10 protein-coding genes are annotated in these 17021 nt (G+C 40.4%); 1 reads left to right on the forward strand and 9 read right to left on the reverse strand.

Going from position 1 to position 17021, the window contains the following annotated elements; genetic code table 11:
* Positions 1–225 precede the first annotated feature (225 nt).
* From VEB00_09830 to VEB00_09870, 9 genes are all read right to left on the reverse strand, one after another.
* Positions 226–4314, reverse strand: a complete 4089-nt coding sequence (locus VEB00_09830; protein HYF83311.1) for a PEP/pyruvate-binding domain-containing protein — start codon at positions 4312–4314, stop codon at positions 226–228.
* Positions 4315–4455: 141 nt separating this feature from the next.
* Positions 4456–5811, reverse strand: coding sequence for a GntP family permease (locus VEB00_09835; protein ID HYF83312.1), 1356 nt, complete (start codon positions 5809–5811; stop codon positions 4456–4458).
* 47 nt (positions 5812–5858) lie between these two features.
* The gene (locus VEB00_09840) at positions 5859–6998 is read right to left on the reverse strand and encodes a glycerate kinase (protein HYF83313.1); all 1140 of its coding nucleotides are present in this window, start codon (positions 6996–6998) and stop codon (positions 5859–5861) included.
* Between the two features lie 255 nt (positions 6999–7253).
* On the reverse strand, positions 7254–7994 hold the full coding sequence (locus VEB00_09845; GenBank protein ID HYF83314.1) for a class I SAM-dependent methyltransferase: 741 nt from the start codon (positions 7992–7994) through the stop codon (positions 7254–7256).
* Positions 7995–8354: 360 nt separating this feature from the next.
* Positions 8355–9023, reverse strand: a complete 669-nt coding sequence (locus VEB00_09850) for a FadR/GntR family transcriptional regulator (protein HYF83315.1) — start codon at positions 9021–9023, stop codon at positions 8355–8357.
* A gap of 296 nt (positions 9024–9319) precedes the next feature.
* On the reverse strand, positions 9320–10180 hold the full coding sequence (locus tag VEB00_09855; protein ID HYF83316.1) for a carbohydrate ABC transporter permease: 861 nt from the start codon (positions 10178–10180) through the stop codon (positions 9320–9322).
* On the reverse strand, positions 10180–11082 hold the full coding sequence (locus VEB00_09860; GenBank protein HYF83317.1) for a sugar ABC transporter permease: 903 nt from the start codon (positions 11080–11082) through the stop codon (positions 10180–10182). The genes VEB00_09855 and VEB00_09860 overlap by 1 nt, the downstream gene beginning before the upstream one ends.
* A gap of 68 nt (positions 11083–11150) precedes the next feature.
* Entirely contained in the window at positions 11151–12524 is a 1374-nt protein-coding gene (locus tag VEB00_09865) for a sugar ABC transporter substrate-binding protein (protein HYF83318.1), read from the reverse strand.
* A 62-nt stretch (positions 12525–12586) separates the two neighbouring features.
* Positions 12587–14551, reverse strand: coding sequence for a beta-L-arabinofuranosidase domain-containing protein (locus VEB00_09870; protein ID HYF83319.1), 1965 nt, complete (start codon positions 14549–14551; stop codon positions 12587–12589).
* Between the two features lie 528 nt (positions 14552–15079).
* Here VEB00_09870 and VEB00_09875 point away from each other — a divergent pair.
* Complete coding sequence (locus tag VEB00_09875) at positions 15080–16993, forward strand: beta-L-arabinofuranosidase domain-containing protein (GenBank protein ID HYF83320.1); 1914 nt, start codon at positions 15080–15082, stop codon at positions 16991–16993.
* Positions 16994–17021: the final 28 nt, after the last annotated feature.

The following is a 17021-nucleotide window of genomic DNA, read 5'->3' on the forward strand; positions in this document are numbered from 1 at the left end:
GAGCTTGATACGTAGGAAAATCCGTAAGGTTTACGTGATGTAAACCTAGCACATACCATGATGTGGGCTACGCCCACTACTAGATGTAACCTTTTGCTTATGCAAAAGCTTTGGACGTTGGGTTTATGTGCGTTAGGATTTTACAAGTATCGAGCTCTAATTCTGTCCAAAGCTTATACTGTGTGAGTCGATATACAAAGTTAATGCAGTTATTTTGCATAGATATTATTCATATTGAATTTCGTATGCACCTGCATATACATTTCCAAGATTGCCGTCCACGGATATCTTATCACCAGAGCTGAAGCTTACTCCATTAATAGTACACCTTTTTTCTGCTTCATTGACCAGCAATCCCTTGCAGTTCACTACACATACTTTTCCCAGGCTTGCCGCAGTAACTGCAGCATGGGAGGTAGCTCCCCCCTTGCCGGTAACAAGCCCATCACAGTTGAATATCATCGGTATATCGTCAGGAACTGTGTCCGGCCTTACCAATATACGTTTTTCATCAGGATTCTTCCTAATGGACTCCATCAAATCATCCATGTCAAAGGACAGAACCCCGGTCATCGCACCCCCGCCAATTCCAATTCCACGTCCCACCAGCTTCATTTCATCCGGGGCCGGTACAAATGTGGCAATGGTCTTTTGCTTTTTGAGCTTCTGGTTCCTTGTCTGAAGGATGTATAAATCATCAGGATTGTCGGACTCGAATGTGAATTCAATCTCCTGGTGCACAAAACCATATCTTTCAATGAGCCGTGTGGACAAATCCAGCAAAGCCTTGTAAATGTTGGGGAAAGCTGACTGGAGTGATAAGCTGCAGTCGCTGTAAAACTCCCTGCGCTGGCTTTCAGAGATAGGCAGAGTATGCACAAGCCCCGACACTATATCCTCGCCCTGACTGCACAGTGTAAAATCACCGTATAGGTTTATGCCCGACTTATCGTTCAATGGGTTATGGGTAAATAATACTCCAGTTCCAGAGCCGGAAGATAAATTCCCCAGAGCCATTTTTTGAACTATGACCGCTGTGCCCCATTCATCTGCAATCTGCAGATGCTCTCTATAATATATCGCCCTTCGGGAGGACCATGACTCAATTACGTTGTGTATAGCCTGCTTTAGCTGCTTAAATGGATCTTTTTCAATTATGACTCCATAATCCCCCAGCACCTTCTTGTAAGAATAAGCTATATTCCTCATCTGCTCAGGAGTGAACTGTATTTTCTGCTCCACTCCGTACCTTTCCTTATGCTGAAGTATCACACTGTCAAATATATCTCTATCGATTCCATAAGCCATGCCCCAGCTCTGAATAAAACGCCTGTAGCAATCCCAGGCAGTCCATGCGTGATCAGTCTTCTGGCTGAAAATCTCAGCTATTTCATCATTCATTCCCACATTCAGGAAGGTCCGCATAGCACCGGGCATCGAGATGGCTGTACCTGATCGGACCGAAAACAGCAGCGGATTCTTGGGATTTCCGAACTGCTGCCTGGTAACCTTCTCCACCTCCCAAATATGATTGAGTATAAACTGGTCCATCTCCTGCTCCATAAACGGATGCTCCAAAACAGTGTTCTTATGCCTGAATACTTCCGTTGTGAGTACAAAGCCCGGAGGTATAGGGAAATCATATGAAATCATCTTCTTTAAAAAGTATGCCTTTGCTCCAAGAAACACGGGATTATCCATCTCAACCGTTTCCTTGTAAAGAGGGCTAATAGTCAAATCAGGGTCATATGTCATCATATTATTTATAATATCTCCGGAGTAGCTGTCTATCATATTTCTTAAGGTGCTGATTATGTTGGTTATGAAATTATCCAGGTCCTGTACTAAGAAAGCAGAAAACAGGACTTCTCTTAAGAATTTCTCAGATTCCATGTGATAAAGCTGCTTATTCTCCGGCTCTGATAATGACCCTTTAAAAGTGAGCACCTGAGGTATAACCTCTTTTAGCGGCCGTTCATAAACATCCAGAAAGTATTCGCTTATTATCTGCTTGATATTTTGCGCCATAAACTGGAATATATTTATATATTGATCCAGTGAGAAGCTTGGGGAAGTAAGGCTGTACTTGAACATTTCGAAGTTGGAATTAAACCCCTGATTGTATATGCCATCCAGTTCAAGTCCTTCCTTGAAAAGCTCCAATACGTCGTAAACATGTCTGAAGGTCTTCGCCGTTATATACTCCAAGTTAACAGACTGCAGCAGTTCTACCATCATTTTTGATGCAGCCTTTTCAAGTCTGAACATCAACCCCAGCGCTTCAAACTTTGGTTCAATATACTGCCCATACATCGAAGGTATTCCTATCGCTATATGACGTTTATAATATATGTTCTCCAAGGCTTCGCTTGTATCAGGGTCTACGATTATCTTTTTCAGATGCTGCATCAGCTTATAGACATGACCAAGGGCTGCACCTATTTCATTTCTCTCCAGATTCTCCTGCAGCCCTTCTATATCCTTGTTGCTGAAAAATCTATAGCTCTTTAGCATTGATATTATATCTTCTGATTCCAATGTATATTTTTCCAGCAGCAGCGAGTGAAGCTCCAGTATATAGCCGACTCTCTTTTTATCCCGGCTGTTGCTTGAAGAAATAGCAGAAATAGTTTGTTCAAGCTCATCTACATCTATTAGCAGCAGATGCATTGGGGTGGTTTCCTTCCTTAAGCAAAGCTCCGCGAGGATATCATGGACATGTATATACCATTCGCTCTTGATATCCAACTGTTCAATCACATCTTCCGGTACAACCTTCTTCAGTGGCTCAATATTCCCGTCATACCAGTACTGCACTATCTTCCTGGTTAGCTCTATATGCGTATTATTGCTCTCAGTATGTATCTGCTTCCTCAAAAAATGAATGAGCCTGTCTTTTCTTCTGGATAGCTCATCTACGGCTGTAGTTACTTCCCTCAGCTTGCCTTCTGCGCCTATTTCCCTGAAATATACGGGAAATATTCTGGCAAGCTGCTTCATTTGCTTATATACAGGGGCTATGTCTGAGTTCAGAAGCTTTGTGACATCTCTCTGGAAAAGGTCTGTATCAGATATGAATATCCCACCCAGCTTCAAATTTACTATAAGCGCAGACAAAAGCTCCCTCATGGCATCCGGCGAATACTCTACCAGCTCAAGCCAAACCCTTATGTTCTTGACATGATTGGTATCCACCTGTATTTGCCAATCATTGTTAACTGAAAGCTCACCGGGATATATAAAGCCGAATCTTATAAGCCCATTTACAAAATAAGAAATAACCTCATGGTCTCCTGTATCTATGACCTCTCTGCCCAAGGTTTGAATGCAGTCCAATACCGTCCCCGCATGCTGTTCCTTCAGCTCTTCAAAAAGTGCAATTATATTGGCAAGAAAAGTCATCGTATCATTTTCATCCAGCTCCTTCAGTACATTTCGGAGCAGCCTGTTCATATCATAAAGCAAGTGGTTGTTAAGCTGTGTCATCCCAGGCAAATGAAGCAGATAGAATATGTAGTATATCTTCTCAAGAGAAGTATCAAACTGTTCGCTGAATCTGCGGAAGTAATTGGAAATGTCATTGAAAAAGAGCAGCTCGCACAGCTCCTTCCATTGAGTTGCGTCTGCAAGCTGTGCTCTAAGTCCATCAAAGAATGGTTTTCCTATAAGAATAATTTTGTCATTGTATTCTGAATGAAATAGTGAGCTTTTTTCTTGGAACCATTTTTCTACATTTGAAGTGCTTTCCCAATAATCAATGCACTTCCCAAGCAATACCCCCGTCATATCCACTATAGTCTGGTTGTATTCCGGCAGCTCAGCTATTTTGTTCAGATAAGTTTTGAAGTATCCTGAGTTGCGTATATATAGAAGCTCATGCTTCTCCATGTCAGCTTTGATTATATCTATGCATTGGTGAATAATGCTTTTGGGAAAATCCCTTAGCTTTGCAAGTCTGTCCATGAATTTTATTAGTGTTGTTATAAGAAGCTCTCTCTGACTCTCTTTAAGGTTCGCTTCAAAAAGCTTCTTAAATATGTTAACAAGTACAGTAAGTGCCTTTTCAGACTCTTCAAGAGAATTATAGAACCACAGGTCAGTCAGGCTTATATTATGCAGGTTCTCAATCACATACTGATAGTTGATATAGTGGTGGTTAAGCTCTTTTATGAATTCCTGTGTGCGCTTATATATTCCCCAGTAGGACTTGGAAAGCTCACCAAACCACTGGTGTTCCAGAGGTATGTCAATCTCCTTGTCGCGGGTCTGCGCAAGATTAACCTCCAGAGCTTTAGATGAAAAACTTTTCTCCATTTGGACATCCTCCAAGATATTATATAGTAATTAAAGAACCATGATATTCTAATATTATATCATGGTTCTTTAATTAGTAACAAATTCATCGATGCAATAATCCTAAAGCTGGCAGAAGGTTTCTCCAACACAAACTGCGGCTTATAATAATATCAAAGAAAGTATAAACACAGTTAGTATGGTCACTACCCCTTGAAATAGTGTTGCTACCGTTTGAGTCTTGTATGCTGTCTTGACATCCATACCTCCGAACTGCGATACTACCCAGAAGTAACTGTCATTGGCATGAGAAACAGTCATTGAACCTGCACCTATGGCCATTACTACCAATACTTTTCCTATATCAGTAGCCAATCCCATTGATGGCAGCAGTGGAAATACTATGGCTGATGTTGTAACAAGCGATACTGTAGATGACCCCTGCGCAGTCTTTAAAGCTGCAGCAATAATAAAGGGAAGGAAGATTCCGACATTTAAAGTTTGCAAGCTTTCGCCGATATAAGCTCCTATGGGAGTTGCTTTAATAACTCCGCCCAGTGAGCCGCCTGCCCCAGTAATAATCAGTATTATAGCAGCGCTTTTCAGTCCTTCGCTTATCCATCCATTTAAAGTCTCTTCATTAAGCTTGGGTAGCAATAAAAATGCAAATGCAACACCAAGCAGCAAAGCGTTTACCGGTGTACCAAGAAACACGAGGAAATTCTTAAATGCACCCTCACCAAAAGGATTACCCGGGAATTTAGCAATTGAACCCAGTGCCATAAATACTATAGGCATTACAATGGGCGAGAAAGCCTTCCAAGCAGAGGGAAGCTTGCCATACCTTGCAATTTCCTCCTCATAGGTTCTGCTGTCTTTTTCTGCATCTTCAGTGGACTTATATTTTGAAGCAACCTTATTTGCAAAGATATTACCCACAATCACTGACGGAATTGCTACAATCATACCTACAACAATTACCAGCAGGAGATTGTCAAGCTTCAGGTTAGCTGCAGCTGCTATAGGTCCTGGTGTAGGTGGTACAAGGGTGTGTGTGGCATACAATCCTGTCGCAAGTGCTATTGACATTGCTACCAATGATGTTTTTGTTTTCTTCGCCAAGGTCTTGTTTAGTGATGAAAGGATTACGAAGCCGGAGTCGCAGAAAACCGGGATTGAAACGATGTAGCCTATTATGCTCATTGCAATTGTAGGACGCTTATCTCCTACCAGCTTCAGTATAACCTCTGCCATTTTTATCGCAGCACCGGACTTTTCCAGAATTGTACCAATGATAGTACCTGCGACAATGACAATTCCGATGCTTGTTAGAGTATCACCAAAACCCTTTGAAACCAAACCGCCGATTTCTGCAGCTTTTAAACCGGATGCAAAAGCAACGCCATAGGCTGCCAGCAGAAGTACCAGGAAAGCATTGATCTTTAGCTTGGAAGTGCCCAATACTATAAATATTATTGCAGCAAGAAGAATTACTACTAATATTGGACCTTGTGCCATTTCAATTCCCCCTTTAAATTATAATTAATCTGAACCTTGCATTAATTTCAAGGTTTCAAATAAGCTTTGACTATCCTCATAACGCTTTCGGAAGTCTTCTCCAAAAGTTCTGCACATTCTGACATAGCCTCTGTAAGCGTCATAGGCCTGTTAATAATCGAGAAAATACCACTAAAGCCCAAATCGTACAGTGCTTCTGCATTTTGCCCTACGCTTCCGACTATAGCTAATACGGGTATATTATATTTTCTTGCAACCTGAGCCACTCCATAGGGTGTCTTGCCATATTGTGTCTGGTAGTCCATCATTCCCTCACCGGTTATCACTATGTCTGCATCTTTTATTTTTTCTTCAAGACCCGTGGCCTCTATTACAATATCGATACCTCTCTTAAGCTCTGCACCCAGAAATGCCAGCAGTCCTCCTCCCAGTCCCCCTGCCGCCCCGGCTCCCGGGTAGTCTTTAATTGAGATTCCTATAGTCCTCTCAACAACTTCCGCGTAATGTTCAAGATTCTTATCCAATATTTTCACCATTTCCGGATCAGCACCCTTTTGAGGACCAAACACGTTAGAAGCTCCCCTAGGGCCAATTAGCGGGTTATCCACATCACAAGCAGCAACTATCTTGCAGCTTTTAAGTCTTTCATCCATGCTGCTCAAATCTATGACTTCAATTTTATCAAGGCATCCTCCACCGTAGCCTATATCATTTCCATCGTTGTCAAGAAGCTTAGCGCCTAAGGCTTTAATCATACCGGCCCCGCCATCATTAGTAGCACTGCCGCCTATCCCGACTATTATTTTTTTACAGCCCTTGTCTAAGGCATGCTTTATAAGCTCCCCAGTACCATAAGTCGTAGTTTTCATAGGATTTCTTTCATCCCCGCGAAGCAAGGGAAGCCCTGATGCCGCTGCCATCTCTATAACAGCTGTTATTCCGTCACCTAATATTCCATAGAAAGCATCTACCTCTTTTAAAAGAGGGCCTTTAACCTTGGTGTTCACTATTACCCCCTTTGTACTGTCTACCAGGGACTGAACAGTGCCTTCACCGCCATCAGCCATTGGAATACTCAAGATATCAGCAGATTCAAATACTTTTCTTATGCCTTTTTCTATATTGACCGAAACCGCACTGGCAGACAAGCTGCCTTTGAAGGAATCAGGTGCAATTACAATCTTCATATCTACATCATCCTTTCTTCTATAACTATATTATAAATAAATTCCCATATAATTACTATATGCAGACAATACAACGCATCATGCATAATACCCTCTATCCCATATCAGATTTTTGCTTCTCTATTCCGGATTGTTTTTTTGCTTCTTGACTGTTGATACTTGAAGCAGTCCAAGGTACCAAATCTTTCATTAAGGAACCTCCCAGATTGCATTATCCAGTATTTCTGCATGGACAGGGAAGGTTATTCATATAACTTATTTTGCCCCTGAAAATACCGGTGTATTTGGCATATAAGCAACCGGACCTTTTTTCAAATCCTCCCTGATTCTTTGTATGCCTCTTTCTATTGCATCATCAGATATCAGGTGGAACACCGAATATCCCTTCGTTTCTGCCACCTTTATCAGATAGTCCCCCGCATCAAGCCGTTCTTCACACTTAAGCTTTTCAAGCTTCGTATTCTTGAACCCACATTCTTTCATGGCTTCAAGAATCCGATCAGTTGACTGGTATCTTTCAAGCTCCACTTTTATTGTCTCCGGGAAGTATTTGCATGTCAGACGCTCATCTCTTATTTTTTCGTGCGTGTCAGTAAATACAAAAACCATTCCTTCCTTATTCAGTACTCGGTATATATTTCTGAACATCGTTGCAATATCCCCAATATGATGTATCACATCCACCATATACACTGCATCAAAGCTTTCATCCTTTATACCCTCTAAGGTTACTGCATCCCCCTGAATAAAGTGTATCCTTTCACTCTTCTTTTCCGCTTTGCCAAGCATTCCCCTTGATTGATCCAGACCATGCACCTCAGCTTCTGTTGCAGCAGCCATAAGTACAGTATTATTCCCCGAACCACAGCCTATTTCCAAAACCTTTGACTCATGACCTAATAGCTTGTTTTCTAGTATATATGCTATAACTTCAGGATCACCCGACCTCACAGAATCATATAATTCCGATATCTTGTCATAATTGATTTTGCTCATATCATTGCCCCTCCATTAATTCTTACATCTGTCCAAATTATATTCCATCAATATTTCCACGTCAAGGTTGCTATGGAATATTTTATGCTATAAACATTTAATGAACATGCTCATTAAGAAAACAGCGGCTGGTCTTCCGTTTTACTACACAATGCTCCTATTTTTCCTTAGCAATTATATGTAAAAAGGCTGTTGACAAACTTTATTTGTCAGCAGCCTGAGAAATTCTATAATATAGAATTTCGTTATTCTAATTGGTATTGTTGGAGTCCATGTACAAGGTCTCCGCAAGGTTGCTTTCCATACCGAACAAGAGGCTCAAAACCAATTAGTCCTGTAACTGGGTCTGATGTATATCCATTAAACATATTTTATCATCATTATTTCAGAGTCCATCAATTCCCAAAATACTCTTTCAGCCTTCTCACCCTCCCTATTCCTTATATGATCAAACATCCTCTTATGAAGCTTGAACTCATTCATTGCGCTTCCTATGCCCAGGGGATTGTTCCACATAATATCGAGAATGACATACAAGTTGTCCAACATATCTATAAGTATTCTGTTCTTGCTGGAATAGTATATTGCCTTATGGAAAGACTTATCTTCTTCAGGGTCGCTCTCCCCCCTAGAGCTCTTTTCAGACATAATCTTCAGCACCCTTTCTATCTCAGCGATTTCATCATTTGTAGCCCTTTCAGCAGATAGCTTTACGGCAAGTCCTTCCATGCCTTTTCTCATCTCTAGCATTTCAAGCAGTGACCTTTTTTTATCCTCCATGCTTATATCAGCTTGAATCTTATAATTCTCGGTTTTCTTCATATAAATGCCTTTGCCGTTTTTTATTTCAACAGCATTGACAGCCTGGAGTATTTTAAGGGCTTCTCTTAGAGATGTCCTGCTTACCCCAAGCATTTCACAGAATTCTAGCTGATTGGGAAGCTTATCCCCGGGTTTGTAGTTGTTCTTCTGAATATAAAGCTTTATTTCCTCAACAATAGAATCACACAAGGTCATCCTTTTAATCATCTGCAGCCCTCTCTAATAATCTTGTAATAGTCGAATCTGGCTTTCACTTCAATTGTCATCCTTTAACCGAACTTATGCTTATTATCACATAACCCCTATATTATGATTATTATATAATATAATCAATGCAACAGCAAATAAGTCAAGGGCTATGTTAAACGCATCAAATAGTTTTCATGGAGTAAAAGCATTTAACGATACAAATGAAAGTGATATTGCGATATTCTGAAAGAAACAATGTAGTATGATTATCGCGAAACATATTACATCTGTATATTATTCTCAGTACTTATATATCAATCCTTCAGACCAGTGAGAGTTATTCCCTGTACGAAGTATTTCTGACAAACAAAGAAAAGCACTATTATCGGCAGAATCACAACTGTGGAAGCTGCCATCAGGTAATTCCACTGTGCTGCATAATTTCCCTTAAACTGTGCAAGACCTATGGCAAGGGTGTATTTATTCGAATCGCCTAAATATATCAGCGGTCCAAGGAAATCATTCCATGTACCCATAAATGTAAAAATAGCTACAACTGCCAATGCGGGTTTCATCAAAGGCAGCAATATCAAAAAGAAAATCTGGAAATAATTCGCGCCGTCAATCAGTGCTGCTTCATCAAGTTCTTTGGGTATGGTCATAAAAAACTGCCTTAACAGGAAAATATTAAAGGCTCCTCCTCCAAACCAGGCGGGAACTATAAGCGGGACAGGGGTATTTGTGAAACCCAGCCAATGCCACAGTATGAAGTTGGGAATCAGTGTAACAGCATAAGGAAGCATCATAGTACTTAACAATAGATAAAACATCAGCTTTTTACCCGGCCAATTGAATCTTGCAAAGCTGTATGCAGAAAGAGCGCTGGTTAGCAGTGTGCCCCCCATTACGAACACCACAATAAACATTGTATTTTTTAGATAGATAAGAAACGGTGCTGCTTTCAAGGCATTCTTATAGTTTGACCACACAAATGGCTTTGGGATCCATTCCGGAGGAAAGGTAAAAATCTGCCTTGGCTCCATCAGTGAGCTCCTGATAAGCCAGATAAAAGGCACTGCCATAATCATGCTTCCAATAATAAGCAATATATATGAAATAGTTTTCGTAATGGATTTTGTTTTTGAAATAGTTTGATTGTGCATTTTATAACTCACTATTTGCTTCCCCCCTCATAATAAATCCATTTATTTGAAGTCTTGAACACAATAATGGTAAGAATAAGAATAATAATAAATAGTATCCAAGCAAGTGCACTTGCATATCCGAATTCAGAATGAGTAAACGCTGTCCTGTAGAGATAAAACACATAAAAAAGGCTGGAATTGTTCGGTCCTCCGTCAGTCATTACATAAGCCTTGCTAAACACCTGCATATTATCGATTATAAGCATTACCATGTTGAAAAATATAGTGGGACTCATCATCGGTATGGTTACTATTCTGAACTTATCCCACCAATTCCCGCCGTCTATATCCACAGCCTCATACAGATATTCCGGTATGCCCTGAAGTCCTGCAAGAAATATTATCATGGTATTTCCCATACCCCACAGGTTCATCATTATGAGAGAGGGTATGACCTGGTTTTCATCATATATCCACATAAGCTTATGCAGTCCCACAGCTTGAAGAGCATTGTTAAGCAATCCGAAATCAGGATTAAAAAGCCACATCCAGAGGACAGAGCTTGCGATAACAGGAGCTATAGAAGGCATATAGAAAACCGTTCGGAAAAACGGCATAAATCTTACTTTCTGATTCAATAATATCGCTACCAGAAAGGAAAAAATCAATATAAGCGGGACACTGCCCAAGGCGAAGTAAAGTGTTGCCCAAATTGACTTTGGAAAAAGCGGATCATTTGTAAACATATGTATGTAGTTGTCAATGCCTATAAAGTTAGGTGTTCCGCCTATCTTCCAGTCAGTAAGGCTTATTAATAGGCTTGCAATCATAGGTCCTGCAGTCCATAGAAAAAAACCCAGAATTGCAGGAAGAGCAAAAATTATGCCCCATCTTGCTTCTTTTTTGTTGTAGTATGCCGTATTTTTGGACATCTAGCATTCCTCCATATTTTGAGCTCTCCTTCAGCAGTATACTGCTGAAGGAGAACGACCTTTAAGAGTTATTTTTCGTCATATCTTCCTTGTATCATAGGGGTAAGCTGCTCCTGAAGCTTTTGACAGGCACTTTGCGCAGATTCCTTACCCATCCAGACAGAATCAAGTGCTGCTGACATGGTTTCGGTAATCTTACCCCAGTTCTTCAGGTAGTATACTGGAGGCTGTTCTGATGAATTTAAAAATGCATCTACAACAGCAGTTTTATATTCCTGGGGATGTGCATCATTTTTCACCCACTTGTCCAAAAGCTCTTGCTTCTCATAATACTGCTTCTCCATCGGCATCCAAAGACCGTTTGCAAACAATTCCGTTGCTGTTTCAACCGAGTTGTGATACTTGTAGAAATCCCATGCCTCTTCAGGATGCTTGGTAGATGCAAATATTACCGTAGGTGCTCCAAAACCGATAGTAACAGGCTTATTGATCTTTGGAAGTACACCTATCCCAAAAGGCACCTTGGATGCGTTGAAATCAAGGATTGACCATTGACCAGCTACAGCCATAGCTACCTGACCTGTCTGAAGGGCAGTAACTGTACCGGGCATGCTTTTTCTCTGAGCAGGGTTCGGTGCCACATGGTATTTGTTCATAAGATCTGCTACCCTTTGCACAGCTTCATAGAACTCCGGCTTGTCAACCATAGGAGTTTTGCCGTCTTCACTTGCAACACTGCCGCCATTACTAAGAACAAAGGGATAGAAGTATGTCCAATATGTACTGACGGTACATCCGTACTGTATTATATTTTCAGGATCAAAGCCGGGATCATCAGGATGCTTGCCATTCTTGTCCACTGTAAGTTTTTTTGCTACTTCAACAAATTTGTCCCAGGTCCAGGCTTTACCGACTTCAGCAGGAGGAAGCTCTATGCCTTCCTTTTCAAAAGTTTCCTTGTTGTAGAAAAGCATTATAGATTCCATTGCTGTATTCATACCAATAAGCTTGCTGCCGATATAATATTTGCCTTGGTCAAATCTGTCTTCAGGCTTTATGCTTGTGTCCTTTTCAAAATAAGGATTCAGGTCGAGAATTTTTCCCTGCTGGGCGTAATCAAAGGTCTGCTGCTCATTGCAGTATGCTATGTCCGGGGCTGTATCGCTGGCTACCAGTGTGGACATTTTTGTATCATAATTATCATCAGGAACGTGAATTGCCTCAATAATAACATTGGGGTGTGTGTCCATATATTTTTTTACCATATTTGCAATTACATCCTTCTCAATGGTAGATCCGAAATACATGAACTTCAAAGTCACCTTTTCCTTTTCTGCCTCTGCGGGTTTTGAAGTTTCACTGCTACCGCAGCCAGCTGTAATAGTGGTGAGCATAACTAATGTGAGTATTAATGAGATAGTCCTTTTGAGTTTTTTACTCATCGATATTCCCCCTTTTTTTATTGTAAGCCTTTGAGCTTGTATTCAAAGACTTTACATACTGTTTATCTTGCAATATATGGAAACTGCGTAATTCTGAGCCGTGCACTTCCATAAGGTACAAGCTCAATGTTTTCTTCAGCTTCTGATGAAAATACCGGACTAAACGGAGGCTCTCCGGCAGAATTGTACTCTAGAGTCCATTCTGGTATCTTTTTTGCCTTACAGATCAGCTTAACAGGAGCATTGGTCAGCTCAAAAGGCTGATATTCCATATCATACTTTACAACCTCAAAAGAGCCTTCCACGTCCTTGAAGTCAATATCAAGCCCATAATTCCAGTCAGTAGTCGGAAGTACTTCATAGTCTGAAAGCCATTTCCTCCTTTCAATCACATTCCACTGTTCTCCCAGGCCAAGAGAGTATATGAGCGGACCTCTTTCTACTGAGATGGAATTCCGGTAGTACTTTTTAATGCTGATTTTCATTGGAAGCTTGATTTCTATAATATCTCTGTCATTCCAAATCCTATCTACGCAGAAAAAGCTCTTTGCTTCAATACTGAGTTCTTCTCCGTTTATTCTTGCTTCCGGCATGCTGCACCACTCAGGTATCCTGAAGCGGATATCAAGCTTTTGCGGACTGTCTGCAGATATCTTTATCGTTACATTTTCCTCAAATGGATAATTTGTGTCTACGCTTAAGATAATCATCTCTCCGGATTCTGTTTTATAAGAGACCTCGCAGGGTGCATAAGAAATGCATACAAGTCCCCCGTCAACATCCTTCAGCCAAAGATTTTGGCAGAATTTAGGCCAACCCTGATGCATATTTGCGGTGCAGCAGCCAAAGTTAGGCTCCAGTCCGAAAATATTTGAATCTTCCTCATTGTTGTACCATTTCCGCTCAGCAACATTGCATATCACCTGATTGGCCTGTTGGACATACTGGTGACTGCGAAGGTCCGGACTTAACGTAGCTGGCAGTGCATTGAAGGCCAGCCCCTCAAGAATATCTCCATAAGAGCCGTCACCAGTAATGCAGATAATGTTCTCTAGACTGAACATATATTCAACAACCGCACACAACTCTGTGCCCTGAGATGGGCTAAGGCCGCTCAAATGCTCATCACCGGTAAACATACCATTAGCAGTTCCATGATATTTCATTACTTGATAAATACTTTCTCTTGCACTATCAAAATACTTCTTATCTCCCGTAAGTACATAGTCCATTAAGGGAGCTTTTATACCCATGGCAACATTAACAACATGGCTTGTATGAAAAGTCTTAAAAAGTTTTTCGGCTTCAGCCTTGGACAATTCAGTAGGATTCAATATATCATCCCATGCATATTTCATGAAATACTGAAAATCCAGATAATTGCTGGTAGACTCCCTATAAGGAAACTCTTTGAAAAAGTTGTTCCATTCAAAGGCCTGACTTCGAACCTTACCAGCACACTCGAGTAAAAAACGGTCACCAGTCAGGTTATAGAGCCAGTATATTTCCAATAGGTTTTCGGCTCCTCTCATTTTTCCCCACATCATCAAAGGGTCATTCTCCAGATTTTTTAGCTGGTAGTTGAAAAACTTCCTTAAAAAGGTAATCACTCTTTCATCTTCTGTTACTTCATAATATTGGATAAGTGCCTTTATCATTATCATTCTCGGCCACCAATCTCTATTCCCTTTGGGTCCGAAGAAACCATCCTCATTCTGACTATGAAGTGCCCATTCCACCCACTTCATGCTCTTTTCCATAAGACTCGGATCTCCTGTAAGATAAGCCAGTGGAATTAATCCATCACAATAATAAGGTCCCCTCTCCCAGCTCTCTGCCGAGCCACCCAGCCAGCCGTTGTTTTTCCCTACATCCTCCCACTCTTCTTCAATATGTCCTGTGAATCCGTCTGCTTGAAGCTCAAGCTGATGGAGCAGCCAGCCTTTTGGCTTGACGGATGTAAGTGGTAGTTTCGCAAATTTATTCTTAGACAATGGAGGTCTGTTAATATTCAGATTTTCATTCATTTTTTACCAATCCTCTTTCATAAAATTGTCACATGCGTTTTAACTGACGGTATAAAATCTGTTATATATTTCGCGATATTAATGTACTACTGTATACCTGTATGATAGCTCAACTAATATAGTTCTATATGTTTTTATAAAATCCTTCTAACTTTAGCAAAAATAATATTATTTTGAAAATATTAATACAGAACTTTGCGAAACCTTACAATTGCATTACTTCATGCTCTAGCGGTTTTAACACAACGCAGTCTAAGCAAGTTCACTTTCCCCTCCAAAAATAAAAATTCGGGGGCATCGAGCCCTTTTACTTATGGCAGATTCCGTATTCGGAATGTCAAAAAATAAATACGCATACTTCTAACCTACCCTCCTTATACCCTCCTTTTCATATCTCCTCATTAACAAATCTCAATAATTTTCATAGACATTTAATAATTTCAGATTTAAAATAGTATTTAGTATTTTTCATAATTAAAATAAAAATGTAAATACTCATTTTACATTTATGAAGAAGGTGCGACATTAATGGGGGACTATGAAAATTCCAGAAGTGTATGCAGAGCAGTGTCCTTTACCGATGTGAAAATCCACTCGCTGTTCTGGGACCGAATTTTGAAGACACATCATGAAGTAACTATTCGTACGGTTATCAATCGCTGTTTTGAATCAAAGCGAGTAGAGAACTTCATTAAGGCAGAAAAGTACCTGCAAATAGGCCTGGAAAAGCCTTTACCAAAAGAGTTGGAATTCGAAGGTCGCTTTTATGATGATTCAGATGTATACAAGGCAATTGAAGGAGCATCCTATAGCTTGCTGCAGTATGCCGACATTGAATTGGAAGAAAAGCTTGATGAAATAATTGACTCAGTTTCTTCTGCTCAATGGGCAGACGGATACCTAATGACCTTTTATACCATAGATCCTCAAAATAAAAGCCGACGCTGGACTGACATGGACCGACATGAAATGTATAACGGTGGACATTTGATTGAAGCAGCAATCGCATATTATCGTGCAACAGGCAAAAACAAACTGCTTAATGTGGCTATTAGAATGGTTGAGCACTGGATTAGCATTTTCGGGTCGGATAAAAATCACTGGGTTGAAGGGCATCAAGAGCCGGAGCTGGCATTAGTGAAGCTATATGAACTCACAGGTGATAGAAGGTATCTGAATTTTTCACTCTGGCTGCTTTCAGAAAGGGGTTCCGGACATTATATAAGTTCCACACGTCCTTATATTGACGATAAAAAAGAACTGTTTTATAAAAGTGAATACGCACAGGATCATCTCCCAGTCGAAAAACAATCCTTTGTATGCGGACATGCTGTACGAGCAATGTATATGTATTCAGGAATGGCCGACGTCGCAAAGTATTTCAATAAAAAGGATTATATCGCTGCTCTAGAGAAAATCTGGGAGAATACTGTGCATCGCAACATGTATATAACCGGAGGAATCGGATCAAGCTCGGAAAATGAGGGCTTTTCAGATGATTTTGATTTACCCAATGCTTCAGCTTATGCAGAGACCTGTGCGGCAATCGGCATGGTTTTTTTCAATCATCGTATGAATCTTCTCCATAAAGATGCCAAATACGCCCACATAATCGAAAAGGAATTGTATAACGGTATCTTGGCAGGAGTGTCTTTGAGCGGAGACAGATTTTTCTATGCCAACCCTTTGGAGGTAACCGGTCAAGCCTTCCTGGAGGGTGAACATAAAAGACGTCAGGAATGGTACAAAACCTCCTGCTGTCCCACCAATATCGCCCGATTCATACCCTGCATTTCAGAATATATATATGCAGAAGATCACGGGCAGTTATATATAAACCAATATATCAGTTCAACAGGAAATATCAGAATCAACGACATTAATGTCAACATAACTCAGAAAACTGATTATCCATGGAATGGCAAAATAGAAATAAATTTCTCCGCCGAAGAAAATGTCAGTCCGACTTTATGCTTCAGAGTACCTGATTGGTGCGAAGAGTACTCATATAAGTATAGCGGCAAAACTGGTCCATCAATTCATATGCAAAAGGGTTATGTCTGCATGGATGTAATATTAGAAAAAAACAGCACACTAAGTATCGACTTTGTTATGACAGTCAGAAAGACACATATGGATCCTCGTGTTATAGAAGATTCTGGCAAGACAGCACTCCAGAGAGGACCGGTAATATATGCTTTTGAGAAAGCAGATAACCCTCTTGGAATTGATGATATTTATATAACACGATTCACTCGATTTGATACAATCTGGGATTCTCAAATGCTTGGAGGAATCATGAAACTGAAGGTCAGTACAGATGGAAAACAATGGCTGGCTATTCCTTATTATACCTGGGATAATCGCGAACCAGGTGCCATGAGGGTATTTGTTGATGAGGAAATAGATAATTCCCGATCCGCTATTATATACAACAAATAATGTTATAAAAATCACCATGTCAACTAGT

The organism is Clostridia bacterium, assembly GCA_035628995.1.
In the GTDB taxonomy this organism is placed as follows: Bacteria; Bacillota; Clostridia; order Lutisporales; family Lutisporaceae; genus BRH-c25.